The sequence below is a fragment of the Lysinibacillus sp. FSL W8-0992 genome, from assembly GCF_038008685.1.
GTDB lineage: Bacteria > Bacillota > Bacilli > Bacillales_A > Planococcaceae > Lysinibacillus.
On the sequence record NZ_JBBOZQ010000001.1, the window covers coordinates 1761599 to 1779431 of the forward strand.

A 17833-nucleotide genomic window follows, 5' to 3' on the forward strand; every position below is an offset into this window, starting at 1 on the left:
ATTCGTGAACGGAGGAGAAATAATGGCTAAAAAAATGCCGGATATTGGCGATTACAAATACGGATTCCATGACAAGGACGTATCAATTTTCCGTTCAAAACGTGGTTTAACTGAAGAAATCGTCCGTGAAATTTCAAATATGAAGCAAGAGCCTGAGTGGATGCTTGAATACCGCTTAAAAGCGCTTGAAACTTTCTATACAAAACCAATGCCACAATGGGGTGGCGACCTTGGCGATTTAAACTTCGATGAAATTACGTACTACGTAAAACCATCTGAAGCTACGCAAAAATCTTGGGATGAAGTACCTGAAGAAATTAAAGCAACATTTGATAAATTAGGTATTCCTGAAGCAGAGCAAAAGTATCTTGCAGGTGTATCAGCTCAGTACGAATCTGAGGTAGTATACCACAATATGAAACAAGAGCTTGAAGATCTTGGTATTGTGTTTAAAGATACTGATTCTGCATTACGTGAAAATGAAGATATTTTCAAAAAATATTGGGGTAAAGTAATTCCATACACTGACAACAAATTTGCTGCACTAAATTCAGCAGTTTGGTCAGGTGGTTCATTTATTTATGTGCCACCAGGTGTAAAAGTTGAAACACCTTTACAAGCTTACTTCCGTATTAACTCTGAAAATATGGGTCAATTCGAACGTACGCTAATTATTGTGGATGAGGGTGCACATGTACACTATGTTGAAGGATGTACAGCTCCTGTTTATACAACTAACTCTTTACACTCAGCAGTAGTAGAGATTATCGTTGAAAAAAATGCTTATTGCCGTTATACAACGATTCAAAACTGGGCGAACAACGTTTACAATTTAGTAACAAAGCGTACAGTTGTTGAAGCAAACGGTACGATGGAATGGATCGATGGTAATATCGGTTCTAAATTAACGATGAAATACCCAGCTTGTATCCTAAAAGGTGAAGGCGCTCGTGGTATGACATTATCAATTGCATTAGCTGGTAAAGGGCAACACCAACATGCTGGAGCAAAAATGATTCATATGGCACCTAATACATCTTCTACAATCGTTTCTAAATCGATTGCTAAACAAGGTGGTAAAGTAACATATATGGGTCAAGTACGTTTCGGTCCTAAAGCAAGTGGTGCACGTGCCAACATTGAATGTGATACGTTAATCATGGATAACCAATCTACTTCGGATACAATTCCATACAACGAAATTTTAAATGATAATGTTTCTTTAGAGCATGAAGCGAAAGTTTCTAAAGTATCAGAAGAGCAGTTATTCTACTTAATGTCTCGTGGTATTTCTGAAGAAGAGGCAACGGAAATGATCGTAATGGGCTTTATCGAACCATTTACGAAAGAATTACCAATGGAATACGCAGTAGAAATGAACCGTCTCATCAAGTTTGAGATGGAAGGAAGCATCGGATAAAAGTCCGATAAACCTTGATACATCAACGTTTCTATATAGTTGGTGTGGGGTGAATTGTGTGAAACACCCACAAATCACCCACAAATTATAAATTTATATGTTTTTCGTAGAGGTCGAGTGCATTGCGCTCGATCTTTTTTGTTATATGCAAATAAGTATCTGCAGTAACTTTAATCGACTTGTGACCAAGGCGAGACGACACATATTTTATATTAGCGCCAGCTTCTAAAAGATGAACCGCGTGACTATGACGAAGTGCGTGAGGAGATAATACAGGCACGTTTGCACGCTTGCAAAATACTCTAAATTGATCGCGCACTACGTTAGCTCGATAATGCAATCCATCTGCTGTATGAAATAATAGTTTATCTGCAGGTTTTAAAATACTTGGGTATCTAAGGTAAAGCTCTTTTTGATTGATACTATATGTTTTCAATACATTAACAGTCGCTTTATCCAGCTCAATGATGCGTTCACTTGATGTAGTTTTGGTACTGGATACAACAGGTCTATTAGATTTATCAGGATAACTCACAGTCTTATTAACTGTAAGTTTTCCATTTTCTAAATCAATGTCAGACCATGTTAATGAAAGGCATTCACCAATTCGAAGCCCGGTATGACCTAACAAGTGAATCATGGCATAATACATATTCGATTGTTGATACTTTGCATGTTTCACTTTTAGTTTTGATGCTTCAATCAAAGCATTCATTTCATTGACTGAATAAAATTTAATTTTTGCTTCTGTGTTGTTTTTCGGTATTTTAACTCGTGATAAAGGTGTTTCTCTTAATATTCTGAACTCATGAACTGCATCATTTATAGCAGCGCTCATAATACTATGAATACGGCGTACTGATCCAGTAGCATATTTTTTACTTAATTCTAAGAGCCACTCTGTATATTCCGAACGTGTAATTTCTCGTAATTTATAATTACCCCAACGCGGAAGAATATTGTTATTAATATTTCTTTCTTGTAAATCGATAGTTGTTTGTTTTAAATATGGGCGTTTGTATAATTCAAACCATTTTTCCATATAGCTGTACATCGTTTCTTTTCCATCTTCTTGGAAGCCATAGTATTCAAAATCTAAGTTTGCTTCACTTGCAGCAAGTTGAGCTTCTTTTTTTGTTGCAAAGCCGCTTTTTGACGTTTCTTTCCATTTTCCAGATTGCTTGTCTTTGTAGCGTATTCTGTATTCCCAAGAACCACGTATCTTTCTGAAACTAGCCATGAGTTTTGCCTCTCTTTCAAAAATAGAATGTATGTTCTTTTTGAGGTTATAAAAAAAACCGCATTTCGAAAAAAAGTGGTTATGATAATATTATTTAATTGTTTCAACCATACCTTAGATACCGCGTGCATATAACCAAGTCCTTCGCATCAGACATTTGCAACCTAAAATCAATCATTTCAATAGTAACCTCAAAATATTCAGCAAGTGTCCAGTTAGTCCAGTGTTTTTCTTGCAAAATAGCCATTTTTAAATACTCTATTGGAATTAATGTTTCGGCAGCCCACTTCATAGCTTTATACTCAACTTTACCAATACTAAGTCTTTCTCGATAAGTCATGGAAGGATTAGCAATAGAGTTATTGGCAGTGGTAAAATAATGACCTAATTCTTCTGCTAATATACATCTAAATAAAGGAGAATCGTATCTTATCCTTTCTGCTAGCCCTATAGTAGGTGGTAATCCTGGTTCAAAAAAGTACACCGCCTCTAACGGTTTAGGGAAATCCCAACGCTCAACAACAATTCCTTCACTTAAAGTGATATCGAATAATTTCTTAGTTTCAATCATTCGCATTAAGCATTCCCCTTTCCATTTGTTTTCCCATATTTAGTTCTGATAAAGTCTTTAAACAATTCTAGCTCTTTAACAGCATCAGCCGGCAAATCATCTAAAAAATCATCTGATCGATGTGCAGCTAGTTCCTCTTGATTCCTTACATTAGTTCTTCCTAATATATAATCAACAGATACCCCATAAAAATCAGCTAACTTAAATAAAGTTGAGTAATCTGGTTGTGTTGATGACGTTTCGTAGCGCGCATATGTAGATCTGTTAAGTAATAATCTATCAGTCAGGTCCTTTTGAGATAAACCTTTTTCTTCTCTTAATCCTTTAAGTCTTCTACCATAATCCATCTAATATCACCGCCTTTTTATATAACTATTATAAGTGAATTTATTGCACATTAAATATTTTGTGAAAAAAATACACAAAAAACAATTGACAGTGCAGTTTTTGCACATTATACTTAGTGTAAGAAATGCACAAAGGAGGTTTTGAAATGTTTCAGGATATTTTAAAAGAACGTCGGAAAACACTTGGTTTGTCACAAGAACAGGTTTCGATATTGGTAGGAGTAGAACGCTCTTACTACACAAAAATAGAAAATGGACTCCGTCCAAGTGTAAAAGTTGCACAAGCAATTGGTCGGGTTCTAAATGTTGAATGGACCATTTTTTTTATTGAAAATGGTGCAAAAATTGCACAAACAAAAACTGCATAATAACATGGAGGTTTTACCATGGATCAATTAATTGCAACAAAACAAAACAGTGTTGGAGAGATTATTGTAAGTAGCCGTGAACTACATGAGTTTCTAGAAGTCGAAACACCTTTCAGAAAATGGTTTCCGCGAATGACTGAGTATGGATTTGTTGAAGGTGTAGATTATACCCTGGACATTTTTGTCCACCCCTTAAACAAACAAGAAACAGCAGATTTTTTATTGAAATTAGATATGGCTAAAGAAATCGCGATGCTCCAACGTACTGAAAAAGGCAAACAAGCTCGTCAATATTTCTTGCATCTTGAGCGTATGTGGAACAGTCCAGACATGGTCATCAAAAGGGCGATGGATTTCCAACAACAAAAAATTGTAATGCTAGAAACACAAATCCAAGAAGATAAGCCGTACACAGAATTCGGAAAAGTGGTATCAATGTCTGATGGAGCTATCAATATTGGAGCATTCGCAAAACTTATATATGACAAACATGGTATTAACATCGGACGTAATAAATTATTAAGCTGGATGCGCGATAGTGGCTATTTAATAAAACAAGAAGGCGCAGAAAAGAACCTACCTAAACAAAAATTTATTGAACGTGGATGGTTTAAGGTACGACCAACCGTTGTCAAAAGGACATCAGGAGACATTCAAACAGGTACAACTCTTGTAACTGGTAAGGGCCAAGTTGAATTAACAAACATTTTACTAAGCGCTTTCTCCGAAAAAGCAATCTGAATGATAGGAGGGTAATCAAAAATGATCACCGTCGATACTGAATTTTATAACGAAAGAGCTGAAATCATCCTTCGTGAAGAAGCTCAAAAAAAGCTAGACACATTAATCATAGAACACACTTTTTGGGATATGGAAGAACTTGTTCGTCAAACAAAAATGAGTATCCCATTTATTAGAGATAAATTCTTTTATCATCCTGATTTTCCGAAATTCAAAGTAGGTTCAAAATGGTGGATGCCAGCAAAAGAAACTCGTGATTTTTTAACAAGTTGGTTGAAGCAACAACCAAGGGCATAGGAGAGGCCAGGGCAAATGGCCTCGTCAAACTACCAATCTAGTAAGAGGTAGGGGCAAATCTACCTCTTATCACTATATTAAGTTAACTTGGAAGAAATTTGTATTCCACAATGGAATTTATTCTAATACAGAATATTTAGAGGGGCGATGAACGAAATGTTTGATGCGATAGAGCATGGAAAGATGCTAAAAATCTTTCGTAAAAAAGCGAAAATGACTCAAGAAGATATAGCCGAAGAGTTAAATGTTACACAATCATGTGTTAGTAAATATGAAAGTGGTCGAAAGACTTTAGATTTATCAACCTTTTTAAGGTGGATTAATGTGACAGGTTCAGAAATACCAGCTGCAGCAATGTTGTTCGGAATGGACACAGTGAACTTGGTAACTCAGTTAATGCCGGCAGTTCCGATGTTTATAGGAGGTATGTTCAATTGGATATTGTAGAAAGATTAAAACTTGAAATAGCTAAGTTAGAGTCTTGCAATGAGGATTTATTAGTAGCGATTGGATTGCATAACAAACGTGGTGATTACCGGTTATCAGCAGAATGTATGCAAAAAATTAAGCGAACATCACACGAAATCAATCGATTGAAAGCACATCTACAAGATCAACAAAACTTTCAGTGGGTAATCGATGATTTAACAAATAGAGGTTTGCTGGGAGAGGCGATGAAGAAATATGCGCATCAAGCCTAGAGCGTGGCGACACATGACATTAAAGCAAAGGTTAATATATGTACATTTCTTTTGCGACAAGAAAGTATTAGCCAAGTTAGATGGCAATAAAAAAGCTGCTTAATCAATGGCGTGATTAAACAGCGACAACTTATACAAGTTCATTATATCACAAATTGTGAATGATAGAGAAAAAGGAGAATTAAAAAATGAAATTAAAAGTTATTGAAAATGAAATGCCTGCATTTGAAATTGAATTAAACAACTTTATTTCTCAAGAAAATATAAAAGTACATGATATTCAGTATTCGACATCTGGAATTGCACCAGATATAGAAAACAGATGGCCAGCAACAAATATGCACAACGCGTTAATTAAGTACTCTTTAATCTAGCAATCCGACGTTTGCGAGTCGAAACTCGCTTCCGTCAAGCAGCTTGTAAATGGTTGGTTAGCCGTTTCCTCTAAGGAATTTACAAGTTGCTTGATGGGAAAATCCATCAAAAAAAACCACTGCGACAACAGTGGCTTCAAAAACAATTAATTTACATCATCATACCACAGGAGGGCAAAAAAGATGAAGAAAATTGAGTTGGTAGTTTTAAAATTACGAGATTTCAAGGGCATTAAATCACTAGATATTCAATTAGACGGTGGCAATGCAGAGATTTTTGGCGACAACGAGGCAGGTAAAACTACAACATTTGATGCGTTCTTATGGCTGTTATTCGATAAGGATAGCAACAACAAAAAGGATTTCGCTATCAAGACTTTAAACGGTGACGGAACTGAACGCCACAACTTGGAGCATACGGTTGAAGGCTCATTTCTAATTGATGGGTTGCCAGTTACTTTAAAGAAAATTTACAAAGAGAAATGGACGAAAAAGCATGGTCAAGCTGTAGCAGAGTTTACAGGGCATGTGGTTGAACATTTTGTAGATGATGTACCGATGTCTAAAAAAGATTATAGGGCCAAAGTTGAAAGCATTGTAGATGAAGAAGTATTCAAGCTTCTAACATCACCTACTTACTTTAATGAACAAATGAAGTGGCAAGATCGTCGTGCCTTACTTATTGAAATCTGTGGCGACATTTCAGATGAAGATGTAATTGCATCAAATCAATCGCTGGCTAAATTAAATGAACTTCTTAATGGCAAATCAATGGAAGATATGAAAAAAATCATTGCTAGCCAAAAGAAACATATCAATGACCAACTTGAAAAGATTCCAGTACGCATTGATGAAATCAATAAAATGATGCCAGAAACGACTGTAGACATTGAAAAAATGCGTCAACAAGTGGAGCAAATCGAAGCTGATATGGATGAACTGCACCAACAAAAAATCCGTGTGGAAAATGGATCTTCTGTTTTAGATAAACAACACCAGCTACAGAAGTTAGAAATGCAACTCAATGACCATAAACGAACGTTTGAGACTGATAGCATGCAAGAAGTATATAAGGCTCAAGCTAAATTACAAGAAGTGCAAGGGAATATTCAAATCGTTAATAGTAAATTACAACAGTCTGATAACAATCGGAAATTTAAAGTAGATGAAGCTAATCGTATTCAAAATGATATAGGACGATTAACGAAAGAGATGGATGATCTACGTGAGAAGTATTATGTGATTGAAAAAGAGCAATTCCATTTTGAAGATACTTGTGAATGTCCAACCTGTAATCAATCTTTACCTGTTGAACAAGTAGATGCTGCTCGTAATGAAGCTCAAGCTCAATTTAACGAACGAAGAACAATGCGTTTTGCAGATATTCAACGTGAAGGTGGCTCTCGTAAAGAGCAAGTTGAGCAATTAAATGAACGTTTAACTGTATTACGTAATGAACATGATGCGGCTTTAGCGGAAATGAACAAGTATCAAGATGATCTATCGGTACAGGATAAAGAGTTGAAGAAAGCTCAAAAGGCTCTCGAAACTGCTCAATCAACAGTGCAAGATATTACATCGACTGATGAATACAAATCTATCACTCAACAAATTGAAACGTTACAAGCTGAAATTAAGCAGTTAAACGAGCATGCTCATGAAGCCGTTGCTGGTATCGATGAAGAAATAGAGAAATTGAAGTTCATTCGTAACGGCTGCAACAATGCATTATCTCAGCATGCGAACATTGAAGCTAGTAAAGAGCGAATTATTGAGCTTGAAGATCAACAGGTGAAACTTGCTCAAGAGTACGAAAAGCTAGAGCAAACAACATTCTTAATAGAAGAATTTATTCGAACAAAAGTAAACATGCTCACAGAACGTATTAACAGCAAGTTCAAATACGCACGATTCAAGCTATTTGATACACAAGTAAATGGTGGATTAAACGAAGTATGCGAAACGACATTTAAGGGCGTACCATACGGCACTGGCCTTAACAATGCAGCAAAAATAAACGTTGGCTTAGACATTATTAATACTCTATCAGCTCATTATGGCATCCTAGCACCAATTTTCGTGGATAATGCCGAAGCTGTAACCAAGTTTATAGATATGGAAACTCAACTTATTAGTCTAGTGGTTTCGGAAAAAGACAAGCAGTTACGTGTTGAATTAGAACCAATCGAATACAAGGAGGCAATATAATATGACTTTCGAAGTGGGAGAGCAAGTGAAAGTTACAAATAATGATGGCACTGAAACATACACAGGGACAATTTATAATTACAACGATTTTAGAGAGCCTGGTATGGAGTATGCAGTATTTTTAGATGACTTAAATGAACCAGTTTTTGTTGGCGAAAACCAATTATCGAAGGTTAAAGGGGATGTTCATTAATGACAAATCAAGTGGCACAACAACAGCAGTTAACACCAGAAGCTCAAAAAGAAAAACAAAATGCTTTTGTAATGGTAGTTGCAGATAAAATCGAAAAAATGAAACAACTAGGGCAAATTAATTTACCAGACAATTATTCAGCAGTAAACGCATTGCAAGCTGCGTATTTCACACTTACAGCTGTGGACTTTGGTAAAAATGAAGCGTTAATCGATAAAGTTACGCCAGAATCTGTTGCATTTGCTTTACAAGACATGGCTATCCAAGGGTTATCTGTGGCTAAGAAACAAGGATACTTTGTACCTTACGGAAATAAATTGCAGTTTCTACGTTCTTATCACGGTACTCAAGCAATTCTTAAAAGATTGAATGGTGTAAAAGATATTTGGGCCAATGTTATCTGGAAAGGCGAGGAGTTTGAGGTTGAATACAACGAACGTGGTCAATTAGCTTTCAAAGCTCACAAAGTAAATTGGAAAGCTGCTACAGGTAAAAAAGAGGACATCGAAGGTGCTTATTGCATTATCGAGCGCGAGGATGGCGATCAGTTCTTAACGGTTATGACAATGGATGAAATTGCAACAGCTTGGTCAACAGCTAAAACGCAAAATGTCCAAAATAAATATCCGCAAGAAATGGCTAAACGTACAGTTATCAACCGTGCATCGAAAGCCTTTATTAATACATCTGATGATAGCGATCTATTAATAGAATCTGTTAATCGAACAACTGAAAATGAGTTTGAGCCAACAGTCAAAGATATGGGTGATATTGAAGAAGTGAAGCGAGAAATTGAACAAAACGCAAACTCAGAAGTTATTGATTTTTCTAATGAACCTGCTGAAAAAGTAGAGGCAACAGTAGTTATCGAAACTAAAAAGCCAGTACAACAACAGCAAGCATCATTCACTGATGGACCAGGCTTCTAATGATTGAAATCAAAACTCTAGCAACAGGAAGTAAGGGGAATTGCTATCACATTACAGACGGTAGCACCCCTCTACTCCTAGAGTGTGGTATCAGCTTCAAACAGATACAGCAGGGCGTTAATTTCGAGACTTCAAGCCTTGGAGGTGTACTTGTTACCCATGAACACAAAGACCACTGTAAAGGCGTGGAATCGGTGTTAAATCGAGGGTTAGATGTTTACATGTCAAAAGGTACTCAAGAGGCTTTGCAGTTACAGCATCACCGAATTGTTACAGTCGAAAGCAAAAAGCAATTCAGAGTTGGCACATGGACTATATTGCCGTTTGATGTGCAGCACGATGTAAATGAGCCGTTAGGATTCTTATTGCAATCTGACAATGGTAGCAAGTTGTTATTCGCAACTGATACCTACTACGTGAAATACCGATTTACAGGGCTAACTCACATCATGATTGAGTGTAATTACGACCAACAAACATTGGATGACAATGTAGAGAGTGGCCGAGTACATCCAGCGATGCGAAAACGAGTTATGCGATCACATTTCAGCTTAGAAAACCTACTCGAATTTTTTAGGGCAAACGATTTGAGCAAGGTTGAGGAAATACATCTACTGCATTTATCAGATGGCAATAGCAACGTAGAGCGCATCTTTAAAGCAGTTGCAAGGACAACAGGCAAGATGATTTTTATTCCGTAGGAGGGGCAAGGGCAAATGGCTGAAAGAAATTTCAAGGGCGTATGGATTCCGAAAGAAATATGGCTAGCAAAGGATTTAGGGTGGTCGGAAAAAGTACTACTGGTGGAAATTGATTCATTAGACGGTGAAAATGGGTGTTTTGCTTCTAATGAGTATTTAGCCGACTTTTTCAAACTATCAAAAGACCGCATTTCCAAAATGATTTCTAGTATGAGAGATAAGGGATATATAACGGTTCAACTAGTTTATAAAGAGGGCACAAAGCAAATTGAAAAACGAATTATTCGTATTGTACGGCAACCATACCCTATAGGCGAAAACACCGATACCCCTAGTCGAAAACAACGAGAGGGTCTAGGTGAAAACACCGATACCCCTATAGGCGAAAACGCCGAGGATAATAATACAGTAATTAATAATACATCTAATAATACAAGAGACATAGACAGACAGTCGTCTAGTCCTCTCATAAATCCGAATTTTGAACCTATTAAACAATTATTCGAAAGTAAAGTTCGTATTGCAACTTTTGCTGATTGCAACATTATTCATGAAGCACTTGAATTTTACGAACCGCAACTAATTAAAGAAGCAATCAGCGCTGGATCTAATAGTGCACGAAGCTTTAAATACATTCTTTCAATTTTAGATAACTGGCGTAAGGAGCTTGGCGTAAAAACATACGCAGATTGGCAGGTGAAGATAGATGCAAAAAACGGGCGACAGAATGGCAGCGGTAATGGAGGAACTACAAGCGCGAAGCCAACTGTGTTCGGAGACTTCTGTAGCGATTGAGGAAACTAACTATAACTGTTCCAAGTGTAAAGATACTGGCAGTTACTTAGTCCGCAAAAAGAATGGCTACTATATCCGAGGTGTTGAAGTTGAGCAGGACTATTATGTCGAATGCGAATGTAGCAAGATGTTCAAGATTAATAGGCTCATTAAATCAAGTGCTATTACGGAAGAATTTCAGAAAATGAGTTTTAAAAACTTCACAGTCGATGGTCTCCATCCAAAGGTTGTTGAAATGAAAAGTAAGGCCAATCAGTACTATACAGCCTTTGATGAGATTAAAGGTTTCAGACAGAACAGTATCATGCTTATTGGACAACCAGGTTGTGGCAAGACGCATCTATTAACCGCCATATCTAATTATCTGATGCATGCAAAGCAAGTGCCTGTGCTGTACTTCCCTTACAAAGATGGTATGAACAATATCGCTGCAAACAACTTTGAACGAAAAAACGAAATTATGGATCGGATGAAAGAGGTTGAAGTCCTGTTCATAGATGATTTGTTTAAACCGATTGGCGGGAAAGTTGATGTGAAGCCGTGGCAGACCGAGGTCATCTTTGAAGTAGTCAACTATCGTTATCTGAACAACAAGCCGTTACTAATATCCAGCGAGCTATCACTGGACGACATGCTTTATATTGACGAGGCATTAACAAGCAGGCTGTTTGAAATGGCTCAAGATTTCACGGTAACGATTCCAAAGGACATGAAAGTGAACTACCGATTACGCAAGGTATTTGAACATAGATAGAGGGGCGCACAGCCCCTTGATTGGAGGGTGAAGGGATGTTAGAGAAAGGCAACAAAGTAGTAATGCACTCATGTATCGAAGCTAAACATTACGAAGGTATCGTTTGGACATGCAGCACTGGTGAACAAGATTTATGCGGTAGTCCAGTAGTTTGGTTAGAAGATTACTGTGGAGCATTTGCTGCTAAATATTTGCGAAAGATAAGTGAAAACGAAAATACAGTTCCTTGCGTGGATTGTAATAAACAAATTTTACATGATTCTAACGGTTACTATTTCTACGCTTTGTCAGGTAAGTATTGCTGCAATGAATGTTATAAAAAGTCACTTCTACGCCAAAAAGTGCAAGATGAAATTGAACAAATGCAGATTACACATACAGTTTTTAAGAATGAGGATGTAGATAGACTTCCTCTGAAAGAGCGAAGAGAATTTGCTTATTTGGAGGCGCGCATTACTGATATAAGAACGCTAGAAGGGAAAAAACCATTCCCTAAATATATTGTGATCAATACAGACGAAGATCCTCAAATGATTGAGGAAATTATCAAGGTTATGAAACGATTTAGGAAATGGGGTTGAAGCAAATGTCTGAAAAAGTGAAGGTTAGCAATAAGGTGGCAGAAGCTTACCAAGAATTATTGGACAAACATGAAGGTAATTCATTAGCCGTGGTTTACGAATGGTCTGAAAAAATACTACCTCATAAAACTGATTCTGTATTGAAAGACATTGATTGGTTTACGTTGTTGGCTTTAATGACTGGTGGATATGAGGTGTTAGATGTAACTCCAGAAGAAGAAATTGCAGAAATATATCTCAATTCCAAACAAAATATTAAAACGAAAAAATCTGTCTCAAATAATGCTTTTAATGAAGGTGTCTGCGACGGAATAATTACAACTTTAAATTTACTTAACATGAAAATCGAAGGAGTGAATGAGTGATGAATAAACGTCAAGAGAGAAAAGTGTTTGTTTCACTGGTTACAAAAATCGTTGGAAGTAACTTAGGCTTGCAAGTGGTTAAAGCTACTAGACCTGAAAAGCAAGTGCTAAGGAAGCATACAGAAGCTGTGTACTCGGCAGTTAAATTAGTCCAAGAGGAAATGGAGTGAATGAGTGATGAATCCAACATTTCTAGGCTTTGGAGTTATACCATACGCAATCATTATTTGGCACATGGATGGTCAAGCAGACCACAGATCGATTTGCGGAGATGAGCAAGATATTCAAGATATGCTTGAGCGTCATCAAACGGAAGGGGATTTTTACAGCCGATACGATGCGGCGAAAGTTTACTATCCAGCGCAGAGAGAGGAGATGATTGCATGAGTAGAGAGATTAAAATAATACAAATCCTTGACGACATTCGTTCACAAACGCTTGTAGGTAACACTTACAAGTTGTTATCAATTGATTCATGCAAAATGGCTACAACGAAATGTGGCAGACACTTTTTTGAAGGTGAATATGAAATTATTGAAGGTGATTCCAATTGATTAACCGAGTCGTTATAGTTGGCCGACTTACAGCTGATCCGGAGCTCCGTTACACTCCGTCAGGAATTGCTTCTTGTAAGTTTCGAGTGGCAGTCAACAGACCATTCAAAAATGAAGGTGAGCAACAGGCAGATTTCATCCCGTGTATGGCATGGCGCAAAAACGCGGAGAATCTAGCGAACTTCATGAAGAAAGGTAATTTAATTGGTTTGGAGGGCAAAATCCAAACAGGCAGCTATGAGGGGCAGGATAGGAAACGTGTTTTTACAACTGATGCAGTAGCCGACAGCATTCAATTCTTAGAGCCAAGAAACAGCACAGGAGGCTCACAGAGTACGCCAAACTATCAATCTAGTACAAATACAGGTGGAACGAATCAAAACCCACCACAGGGCAATTATAGCGGTAATAATAACCAACCAAGTTATACGAGAGTGGATGAAGATCCATTTGCTAATACAAAGGCACCGATTGAGGTTGATGAATCAGATTTGCCTTTCTAAGGAGTGATTTATATGCCAAATACACAAAAACGCAAAATCTTGTACGATAGGACACTTAGGGATTTACAAAAGCAAATTATTTTTCAAGAGCATGCAGCTTATATACCAATAAGCACGGTTAAGTTTTATGAAAATGAAAAATATCCATATCAAATTTTAGTAGAGAAAAAGTGGCTAGCGAAGGAGCGTAAAAATGAACTTAATAAAATTATTTGATACACAGGCAGTGTTGGACGAGCACATCATGCAGGAGCATCCTGAGTTACGAGGGCAGAACAATCTTGATTGGAAGCTGTTAGCGCTACAAGTTGAGCTAGGTGAATGTGCTAACGAATGGCGTGGGTTTAAGAAATGGAGTAAGGACCAAGAGCCGAGAGTTTACAAAAAAGAAACACATTATGTTGATGTACCAACTGATAATCCCAATTGGATTGAAAGAAAAGATATTGGCGAAGTAAGAAACCCACTACTAGAAGAATACGTTGACTGCTTGCATTTCATTTTGAGTATTGGGTTGGAACATGCATTCAATGATATTGCGGAAGATTTAGAGATTGAACCATTAAAAGAAAGAGATATAACACAACAATTTACAGCGCTTATGAGAACGGATTGGGAGATTTACGAAGAGTGGAAAGGCGGTTACTATCACGAAGGTTTGGAGCTGTTTATAGGTCTTGGCGAAATGCTTGGCTTCACATGGGAACAGGTCGAGGATGCTTACTACGCAAAGAACAAGGTCAACCATGAGCGTCAAAACGCTGGTTATTGAGGTGCAACATGAAAGAATATGCATTATTCAAAGGTGAACAGATGGTAGGCATAGGAACCGTAGAGGAAATAGCAGAGGAACGTGGTGTTAAGCCTAAAACAATTCAGTTTTACATGTCTAGGGCTTATCAAAGACGCGCTAAAAGTGAAGTGAATAATAGATTACAGCTTATTAAGCTTGAGGATTAGATACACGCTGCTGGTAGAACAGAATTAGATTTTTCTATCAGCAAATTAATAAGAGTGCTAACAGGAGGGCAAACATGAACGTACTAAAAATTGAAATACCAGGTGTCATCCAAGCGCAAGAACGACCTCGCTTTAGTAGAAAAGGCAAGAACGTTAAAACATACGATGCACCAAAGAGCAAGGACTTCAAAGACTTTGTAAAGCTTGTAGCATGGCAAAATAAGCCGTCTGAATTGATTACAGGACCGATAAAGCTACAAGCTGATATTTATCTCATGCCACCAAAGAAATACCATACAGGGCCAAAGAGAGCGCTAATAGCTAGTGGTGAATTACGACCAACTACGAAACCTGATGCGGATAACCTAATTAAGGGCATAAAGGATGGGTGTAACAAAATCATCTGGAATGATGACTCTCAAATTGTTGATATGACTGTAAGAAAGTTTTATTCAGAGCATCCGAGAGCAGAGGTGACGATTGAGTGGGGCGAAAAGTAGCAGGAAGATACATTTTATTCTCGCAACCAGAACACGAAATGTTGCAACTGGATTTCACACATGAACAGATCGAAAAATTTATCGGTATGTGGGAAGCTGATTTCTCAATTAATTTGATTTATCGCAAGTTGAATATTCATAAGGTTAGTGCTGCTCTTATAGCAATCGATTTGGAGTTGTTGGGAGTAATTAAACCAAGGAAACATGGATTAATCGGCAAAAGGTTAGATGGTGATTATGATGCTTGGTTTGAAGAGTTTAAAAAGAAAAAAGAGCTAGTGCTGTGTAGTAGTTGAAAGATAATGTGCAGCAGGGGGTGAAGAAGTTGAAACAGATGCCTTATGAAATAAAACAAAAGTTACGTCAGTATGACAAGGCGAATGCAAAAGTACAATCTTTACACGGAGAGTTAGTGAAAATCTTCGAACAATATAATGTTCCATACGAAAACCTGGTTGCTTGTCAAGAGTATGGAGACTACAAAGAAGAACATGCAACAGAAGCCTTTGCATTTATTAATAACTGCGAGGGTCATATCGAAGATAATATTGCTGATATTGAAGAAATATTTTTGTATTTTGTTAATCGAAATAACTGAAAAATATGAGTATTAGATAAAAATTGTTCAGAAAGGAGATTGTTAAATGAGTGAAAATAATAGAGAAATCCTAGAAGGTCTTGACCCATTATTTAAAAAGGCTGAAAAAGAAGGATTATGGTTTTATTCCACTTACCAGCATTTGTGGTTTTCACCACAGGAATTGAAGAATGAACATTTAAACGGAAGATTTATATGGGGTGCAGTAAATTGGACTTTAAGAAGTCCGCATGAAAAATTAAAGCAACTTGAAGATCAGGCAGTTGAATTAAGTAAAGAGATAGAGAGTTTTAAACGAAGAATTAGAAACTACTGAACAATTTGAGGATTAAACAAAAAAGAGCGATTAAAACATCGCTCTATAAATCTATTATGTATTAAAGAAATTACTTGTTTCTTTCAAGTTCTTCGATACGTTTTTCTAGCTTTTTAATCTTACCATCAGCTGATGATGCAAATGCAAACGCAGCTGCCGCAAGTGTAAAAGCTACTAAAGCAAAAGTATTCATTGGAAACCTCCTGATATTGATAAAGGAAACTGTTCAAATTTATTTACGGATGAAAATGGAAAAAGTTTCGAACAGATTTATGTAGTCCAATGATTTTTGATAAATAAAAAAGCCGCAGCGTTTGCAGACGCTACAGCTCGAATTGGTTTATGCCCTTTTAGGCTAGTCAGTAAAAGAAGTATAACATAGTTTAGGGGGCAAACCTAATGGGCAAACAAGGGCAAACAGTAAAAGAAGTATGGTCAGAGTCAGACATCGATTATCTAGTGAAAAACTATCGTTTCTGGAAGAAAGAAATCAATCGATTAGAAAGAGTTTTATACGGTGGAAGTAGCGCAATGGGATCTTGGGGCGTAGCTCAATATGGAATAGATGCAGCAATGCCAAAAGGGAGTTCTATTCGTAGTGCCGAAGAACTCAAAAGAATGGATGTACGTGAACGAGGTCAAATTGAACGATTAGAAAAGTTGCGTACTTACGTTTATGCATTGGAGATAGCCTACAATTTAATTGAGGACGAGCAGCTTACAACGATTTATGATTGCTTACTTGATGGAATGACATACCGCCAAATTGCAGAGCATCTATCAGCATCAAAGGATTATGTACGGTTAAAGAAGCAAATTATTTTTAGCCAAATTAGCCAAAATAGCCAAGTAAGTACGATTTTGACCTACGAAAAATTTGCAGTGTAGAATGAAGGGGAGGTCGGACAGGTAAATGTTTCTTCTCTTGGTATTTATAAAATCCTAAATATTAGGGAAAGGCAGACCGACGACCGACCTGCGCTTGTCAGATTAGTCCGGAGCGCGACATACATGGCCGGCCTATTTATTTAAAAAGATTAGGTATCTTAATTAATATAAAGGGCTAAAAAACGGAATAAGGAGTGGTTATCATGTGAACTTCGCCCACTTTCCATTTTGATCAGTCAAACTTACTAAACGTGCACGGAAATGCACGAACACAATTCACTTGCAATAATAACGTGGTGTAGCTCTACCGCGGTTCTAAAAGTGAGCTAACTCGACAGTTTTACCACAATAGAATAATAGACGAATGCAAGACAACTTGAGATTCGAGGGGTTTTTATTATGGAGGGAGATTATTATGGATCCAAAACTCGAAAACAACTTTATGTACCACGCTCCGAAAGAAGGGCAACCAGAAAAGTACGAGGCAATTCGTGAAAAAGCGAAAGAGCTTGCTTACTTGATTGAAGAAGTGTGTCCTAACAGCCGAGAGAAGTCAGTTGCTATGACGAACCTTGAAACTGCTGTTATGTGGGCTAATGCCTCAATTGCACGTAATTAAGAGCCTTCATACGAGGGCTTTTTCTTTTGCTTTGAAAACTGCATCAAACAGCCAAAACGTTAACTGTTGAGAGGGTAGAGTTTGGTGTGGTTTTGAGAGTGAAAAAGCCCTTCCTAAACAAAGGAAGGACTGCACTAATCAAGTATACGCTTCTGTAATTGATTTAACAGAAGATAAAGGGATAAATGACCTATCATTACTACTGCGCATATATACAATGATAACATTTAAATCTTTATCAATACCTTCTAACTTTCCAAGTTCTTTGTCAGAATCAATAAATTCAATTCTAATAAATTTTCCAACTAAT

32 protein-coding genes are annotated in these 17833 nt (G+C 37.1%); 28 read left to right on the forward strand and 4 right to left on the reverse strand.

Annotated features, from left to right (window positions below; all coding sequences use genetic code 11):
• The first annotated feature begins 22 nt into the window (after positions 1 to 22).
• Complete coding sequence (gene sufB / locus NSQ74_RS08470) at positions 23 to 1420, forward strand: Fe-S cluster assembly protein SufB (RefSeq protein ID WP_340822699.1); 1398 nt, start codon at positions 23 to 25, stop codon at positions 1418 to 1420.
• Positions 1421 to 1505: 85 nt separating this feature from the next.
• Here the strand turns inward: sufB and NSQ74_RS08475 are convergent, their stop codons facing one another.
• The 3 genes from NSQ74_RS08475 to NSQ74_RS08485 all read right to left on the reverse strand — a co-directional run bounded on the left by NSQ74_RS08475 (position 1506) and on the right by NSQ74_RS08485 (position 3578).
• The gene (locus NSQ74_RS08475) at positions 1506 to 2660 is read right to left on the reverse strand and encodes a site-specific integrase (RefSeq protein WP_340822700.1); all 1155 of its coding nucleotides are present in this window, start codon (positions 2658 to 2660) and stop codon (positions 1506 to 1508) included.
• A 103-nt stretch (positions 2661 to 2763) separates the two neighbouring features.
• Positions 2764 to 3237: an ImmA/IrrE family metallo-endopeptidase gene (locus NSQ74_RS08480; RefSeq protein WP_340822701.1), complete on the reverse strand. Its 474-nt coding sequence runs from the start codon at positions 3235 to 3237 to the stop codon at positions 2764 to 2766.
• Complete coding sequence (locus NSQ74_RS08485; protein WP_340822703.1) at positions 3237 to 3578, reverse strand: helix-turn-helix domain-containing protein; 342 nt, start codon at positions 3576 to 3578, stop codon at positions 3237 to 3239. Before NSQ74_RS08485 ends, NSQ74_RS08480 begins: the two co-directional genes overlap by 1 nt.
• A gap of 146 nt (positions 3579 to 3724) precedes the next feature.
• Here NSQ74_RS08485 and NSQ74_RS08490 point away from each other — a divergent pair, with 146 nt between their 5' ends.
• From NSQ74_RS08490 to NSQ74_RS08610, 25 genes are all read left to right on the forward strand, one after another.
• Complete coding sequence (locus NSQ74_RS08490; protein WP_340822705.1) at positions 3725 to 3946, forward strand: helix-turn-helix transcriptional regulator; 222 nt, start codon at positions 3725 to 3727, stop codon at positions 3944 to 3946.
• 18 nt (positions 3947 to 3964) lie between these two features.
• On the forward strand, positions 3965 to 4687 hold the full coding sequence (locus NSQ74_RS08495) for a phage antirepressor KilAC domain-containing protein (protein ID WP_340822706.1): 723 nt from the start codon (positions 3965 to 3967) through the stop codon (positions 4685 to 4687).
• Positions 4688 to 4708: 21 nt separating this feature from the next.
• Complete coding sequence (locus NSQ74_RS08500; protein ID WP_340822709.1) at positions 4709 to 4984, forward strand: group-specific protein; 276 nt, start codon at positions 4709 to 4711, stop codon at positions 4982 to 4984.
• 147 nt (positions 4985 to 5131) lie between these two features.
• Positions 5132 to 5431, forward strand: coding sequence for a helix-turn-helix domain-containing protein (locus tag NSQ74_RS08505; RefSeq protein ID WP_340822710.1), 300 nt, complete (start codon positions 5132 to 5134; stop codon positions 5429 to 5431).
• Positions 5419 to 5685, forward strand: a complete 267-nt coding sequence (locus tag NSQ74_RS08510; protein WP_340822711.1) for a hypothetical protein — start codon at positions 5419 to 5421, stop codon at positions 5683 to 5685. Before NSQ74_RS08505 ends, NSQ74_RS08510 begins: the two co-directional genes overlap by 13 nt.
• 188 nt (positions 5686 to 5873) lie before the next feature.
• Complete coding sequence (locus NSQ74_RS08515) at positions 5874 to 6059, forward strand: hypothetical protein (RefSeq protein WP_340822712.1); 186 nt, start codon at positions 5874 to 5876, stop codon at positions 6057 to 6059.
• Between the two features lie 183 nt (positions 6060 to 6242).
• Positions 6243 to 8267, forward strand: coding sequence for a hypothetical protein (locus NSQ74_RS08520; protein WP_340822713.1), 2025 nt, complete (start codon positions 6243 to 6245; stop codon positions 8265 to 8267).
• A gap of 1 nt (position 8268) precedes the next feature.
• On the forward strand, positions 8269 to 8460 hold the full coding sequence (locus tag NSQ74_RS08525; protein ID WP_340822715.1) for a hypothetical protein: 192 nt from the start codon (positions 8269 to 8271) through the stop codon (positions 8458 to 8460).
• Entirely contained in the window at positions 8460 to 9389 is a 930-nt protein-coding gene (locus tag NSQ74_RS08530; protein WP_340822716.1) for a RecT family recombinase, read from the forward strand. Before NSQ74_RS08525 ends, NSQ74_RS08530 begins: the two co-directional genes overlap by 1 nt.
• A complete protein-coding gene (locus NSQ74_RS08535) occupies positions 9389 to 10090 on the forward strand; it encodes an MBL fold metallo-hydrolase (protein ID WP_340822718.1) in 702 nt (233 codons plus the stop codon). The genes NSQ74_RS08530 and NSQ74_RS08535 overlap by 1 nt, the downstream gene beginning before the upstream one ends.
• Positions 10091 to 10105: 15 nt before the next feature.
• Positions 10106 to 10885 (forward strand): DnaD domain protein, encoded by a 780-nt coding sequence (locus tag NSQ74_RS08540; protein ID WP_340822719.1) that lies wholly within the window; start codon positions 10106 to 10108, stop codon positions 10883 to 10885.
• Positions 10797 to 11639, forward strand: coding sequence for a DnaA ATPase domain-containing protein (locus tag NSQ74_RS08545; RefSeq protein WP_340822720.1), 843 nt, complete (start codon positions 10797 to 10799; stop codon positions 11637 to 11639). The genes NSQ74_RS08540 and NSQ74_RS08545 overlap by 89 nt, the downstream gene beginning before the upstream one ends.
• A 35-nt stretch (positions 11640 to 11674) precedes the next feature.
• A complete protein-coding gene (locus tag NSQ74_RS08550) occupies positions 11675 to 12220 on the forward strand; it encodes a hypothetical protein (protein WP_340822722.1) in 546 nt (181 codons plus the stop codon).
• Between the two features lie 5 nt (positions 12221 to 12225).
• On the forward strand, positions 12226 to 12585 hold the full coding sequence (locus NSQ74_RS08555) for a hypothetical protein (RefSeq protein ID WP_340822723.1): 360 nt from the start codon (positions 12226 to 12228) through the stop codon (positions 12583 to 12585).
• Positions 12585 to 12755 carry a hypothetical protein gene (locus tag NSQ74_RS08560; RefSeq protein WP_340822726.1) on the forward strand — a complete coding sequence of 57 codons (171 nt, stop codon included), beginning with the start codon at positions 12585 to 12587 and terminating at the stop codon, positions 12753 to 12755. Before NSQ74_RS08555 ends, NSQ74_RS08560 begins: the two co-directional genes overlap by 1 nt.
• 7 nt (positions 12756 to 12762) lie before the next feature.
• Positions 12763 to 12972: a hypothetical protein gene (locus tag NSQ74_RS08565; RefSeq protein WP_340822728.1), complete on the forward strand. Its 210-nt coding sequence runs from the start codon at positions 12763 to 12765 to the stop codon at positions 12970 to 12972.
• Positions 12969 to 13139, forward strand: a complete 171-nt coding sequence (locus NSQ74_RS08570) for a hypothetical protein (protein WP_340822729.1) — start codon at positions 12969 to 12971, stop codon at positions 13137 to 13139. The genes NSQ74_RS08565 and NSQ74_RS08570 overlap by 4 nt, the downstream gene beginning before the upstream one ends.
• Positions 13136 to 13642, forward strand: a complete 507-nt coding sequence (gene ssb, locus NSQ74_RS08575) for a single-stranded DNA-binding protein (protein ID WP_340822731.1) — start codon at positions 13136 to 13138, stop codon at positions 13640 to 13642. Before NSQ74_RS08570 ends, ssb begins: the two co-directional genes overlap by 4 nt.
• A 12-nt stretch (positions 13643 to 13654) precedes the next feature.
• A complete protein-coding gene (locus NSQ74_RS08580; protein WP_340822733.1) occupies positions 13655 to 13858 on the forward strand; it encodes a hypothetical protein in 204 nt (67 codons plus the stop codon).
• Positions 13836 to 14414, forward strand: a complete 579-nt coding sequence (locus NSQ74_RS08585) for a dUTP diphosphatase (protein WP_340822734.1) — start codon at positions 13836 to 13838, stop codon at positions 14412 to 14414. The genes NSQ74_RS08580 and NSQ74_RS08585 overlap by 23 nt, the downstream gene beginning before the upstream one ends.
• 8 nt (positions 14415 to 14422) lie before the next feature.
• Positions 14423 to 14602, forward strand: a complete 180-nt coding sequence (locus NSQ74_RS08590; RefSeq protein WP_340822735.1) for a LuxR C-terminal-related transcriptional regulator — start codon at positions 14423 to 14425, stop codon at positions 14600 to 14602.
• Positions 14603 to 14676: 74 nt separating this feature from the next.
• Positions 14677 to 15102, forward strand: coding sequence for a RusA family crossover junction endodeoxyribonuclease (locus tag NSQ74_RS08595; RefSeq protein ID WP_340822737.1), 426 nt, complete (start codon positions 14677 to 14679; stop codon positions 15100 to 15102).
• The gene (locus NSQ74_RS08600) at positions 15087 to 15398 is read left to right on the forward strand and encodes a hypothetical protein (protein ID WP_340822738.1); all 312 of its coding nucleotides are present in this window, start codon (positions 15087 to 15089) and stop codon (positions 15396 to 15398) included. The genes NSQ74_RS08595 and NSQ74_RS08600 overlap by 16 nt, the downstream gene beginning before the upstream one ends.
• A 29-nt stretch (positions 15399 to 15427) precedes the next feature.
• On the forward strand, positions 15428 to 15700 hold the full coding sequence (locus NSQ74_RS08605) for a hypothetical protein (RefSeq protein WP_340822739.1): 273 nt from the start codon (positions 15428 to 15430) through the stop codon (positions 15698 to 15700).
• 46 nt (positions 15701 to 15746) lie between these two features.
• Complete coding sequence (locus NSQ74_RS08610) at positions 15747 to 16016, forward strand: hypothetical protein (protein ID WP_340822740.1); 270 nt, start codon at positions 15747 to 15749, stop codon at positions 16014 to 16016.
• A 70-nt stretch (positions 16017 to 16086) separates the two neighbouring features.
• Here NSQ74_RS08610 and NSQ74_RS08615 read toward each other — a convergent pair whose 3' ends face one another.
• Entirely contained in the window at positions 16087 to 16209 is a 123-nt protein-coding gene (locus NSQ74_RS08615; protein WP_274520178.1) for a hypothetical protein, read from the reverse strand.
• Between the two features lie 206 nt (positions 16210 to 16415).
• On the opposite strand from NSQ74_RS08615, the gene NSQ74_RS08620 reads away from it, so the two are divergent.
• Both NSQ74_RS08620 and NSQ74_RS08625 read left to right on the forward strand, forming a co-directional pair.
• Positions 16416 to 16904, forward strand: coding sequence for a sigma-70 family RNA polymerase sigma factor (locus tag NSQ74_RS08620; RefSeq protein WP_340822744.1), 489 nt, complete (start codon positions 16416 to 16418; stop codon positions 16902 to 16904).
• Positions 16905 to 17319: 415 nt separating this feature from the next.
• Positions 17320 to 17523 carry an Acb2/Tad1 domain-containing protein gene (locus tag NSQ74_RS08625; RefSeq protein ID WP_340822746.1) on the forward strand — a complete coding sequence of 68 codons (204 nt, stop codon included), beginning with the start codon at positions 17320 to 17322 and terminating at the stop codon, positions 17521 to 17523.
• Positions 17524 to 17833 lie beyond the last annotated feature (310 nt).

Bases quoted from the DNA above. Each gene is read 5' to 3' on its own strand.
- NSQ74_RS08500 (WP_340822709.1), top strand. From the start codon at position 4,709: ATGATCACCGTCGATACTGAATTTTATAACGAAAGAGCTGAAATCATC.
- NSQ74_RS08550 (WP_340822722.1), top strand. From the start codon at position 11,675: ATGTTAGAGAAAGGCAACAAAGTAGTAATGCACTCATGTATCGAAGCT.
- NSQ74_RS08520 (WP_340822713.1), top strand. From the start codon at position 6,243: ATGAAGAAAATTGAGTTGGTAGTTTTAAAATTACGAGATTTCAAGGGC.
- NSQ74_RS08545 (WP_340822720.1), top strand. From the start codon at position 10,797: ATGCAAAAAACGGGCGACAGAATGGCAGCGGTAATGGAGGAACTACAA.
- NSQ74_RS08540 (WP_340822719.1), top strand. From the start codon at position 10,106: ATGGCTGAAAGAAATTTCAAGGGCGTATGGATTCCGAAAGAAATATGG.
- NSQ74_RS08505 (WP_340822710.1), top strand. From the start codon at position 5,132: ATGAACGAAATGTTTGATGCGATAGAGCATGGAAAGATGCTAAAAATC.
- NSQ74_RS08595 (WP_340822737.1), top strand. From the start codon at position 14,677: ATGAACGTACTAAAAATTGAAATACCAGGTGTCATCCAAGCGCAAGAA.
- NSQ74_RS08590 (WP_340822735.1), top strand. From the start codon at position 14,423: ATGAAAGAATATGCATTATTCAAAGGTGAACAGATGGTAGGCATAGGA.
- NSQ74_RS08475 (WP_340822700.1), bottom strand. From the start codon at position 2,660: ATGGCTAGTTTCAGAAAGATACGTGGTTCTTGGGAATACAGAATACGC.
- sufB (WP_340822699.1), top strand. From the start codon at position 23: ATGGCTAAAAAAATGCCGGATATTGGCGATTACAAATACGGATTCCAT.
- NSQ74_RS08535 (WP_340822718.1), top strand. From the start codon at position 9,389: ATGATTGAAATCAAAACTCTAGCAACAGGAAGTAAGGGGAATTGCTAT.
- NSQ74_RS08495 (WP_340822706.1), top strand. From the start codon at position 3,965: ATGGATCAATTAATTGCAACAAAACAAAACAGTGTTGGAGAGATTATT.
- NSQ74_RS08515 (WP_340822712.1), top strand. From the start codon at position 5,874: ATGAAATTAAAAGTTATTGAAAATGAAATGCCTGCATTTGAAATTGAA.
- NSQ74_RS08580 (WP_340822733.1), top strand. From the start codon at position 13,655: ATGCCAAATACACAAAAACGCAAAATCTTGTACGATAGGACACTTAGG.
- NSQ74_RS08570 (WP_340822729.1), top strand. From the start codon at position 12,969: ATGAGTAGAGAGATTAAAATAATACAAATCCTTGACGACATTCGTTCA.
- NSQ74_RS08480 (WP_340822701.1), bottom strand. From the start codon at position 3,237: ATGCGAATGATTGAAACTAAGAAATTATTCGATATCACTTTAAGTGAA.
- NSQ74_RS08615 (WP_274520178.1), bottom strand. From the start codon at position 16,209: ATGAATACTTTTGCTTTAGTAGCTTTTACACTTGCGGCAGCTGCGTTT.
- NSQ74_RS08525 (WP_340822715.1), top strand. From the start codon at position 8,269: ATGACTTTCGAAGTGGGAGAGCAAGTGAAAGTTACAAATAATGATGGC.
- NSQ74_RS08610 (WP_340822740.1), top strand. From the start codon at position 15,747: ATGAGTGAAAATAATAGAGAAATCCTAGAAGGTCTTGACCCATTATTT.
- NSQ74_RS08565 (WP_340822728.1), top strand. From the start codon at position 12,763: ATGAATCCAACATTTCTAGGCTTTGGAGTTATACCATACGCAATCATT.
- NSQ74_RS08530 (WP_340822716.1), top strand. From the start codon at position 8,460: ATGACAAATCAAGTGGCACAACAACAGCAGTTAACACCAGAAGCTCAA.
- NSQ74_RS08620 (WP_340822744.1), top strand. From the start codon at position 16,416: ATGGGCAAACAAGGGCAAACAGTAAAAGAAGTATGGTCAGAGTCAGAC.
- NSQ74_RS08485 (WP_340822703.1), bottom strand. From the start codon at position 3,578: ATGGATTATGGTAGAAGACTTAAAGGATTAAGAGAAGAAAAAGGTTTA.
- NSQ74_RS08625 (WP_340822746.1), top strand. From the start codon at position 17,320: ATGGATCCAAAACTCGAAAACAACTTTATGTACCACGCTCCGAAAGAA.
- NSQ74_RS08490 (WP_340822705.1), top strand. From the start codon at position 3,725: ATGTTTCAGGATATTTTAAAAGAACGTCGGAAAACACTTGGTTTGTCA.
- NSQ74_RS08555 (WP_340822723.1), top strand. From the start codon at position 12,226: ATGTCTGAAAAAGTGAAGGTTAGCAATAAGGTGGCAGAAGCTTACCAA.
- NSQ74_RS08585 (WP_340822734.1), top strand. From the start codon at position 13,836: ATGAACTTAATAAAATTATTTGATACACAGGCAGTGTTGGACGAGCAC.
- NSQ74_RS08560 (WP_340822726.1), top strand. From the start codon at position 12,585: ATGAATAAACGTCAAGAGAGAAAAGTGTTTGTTTCACTGGTTACAAAA.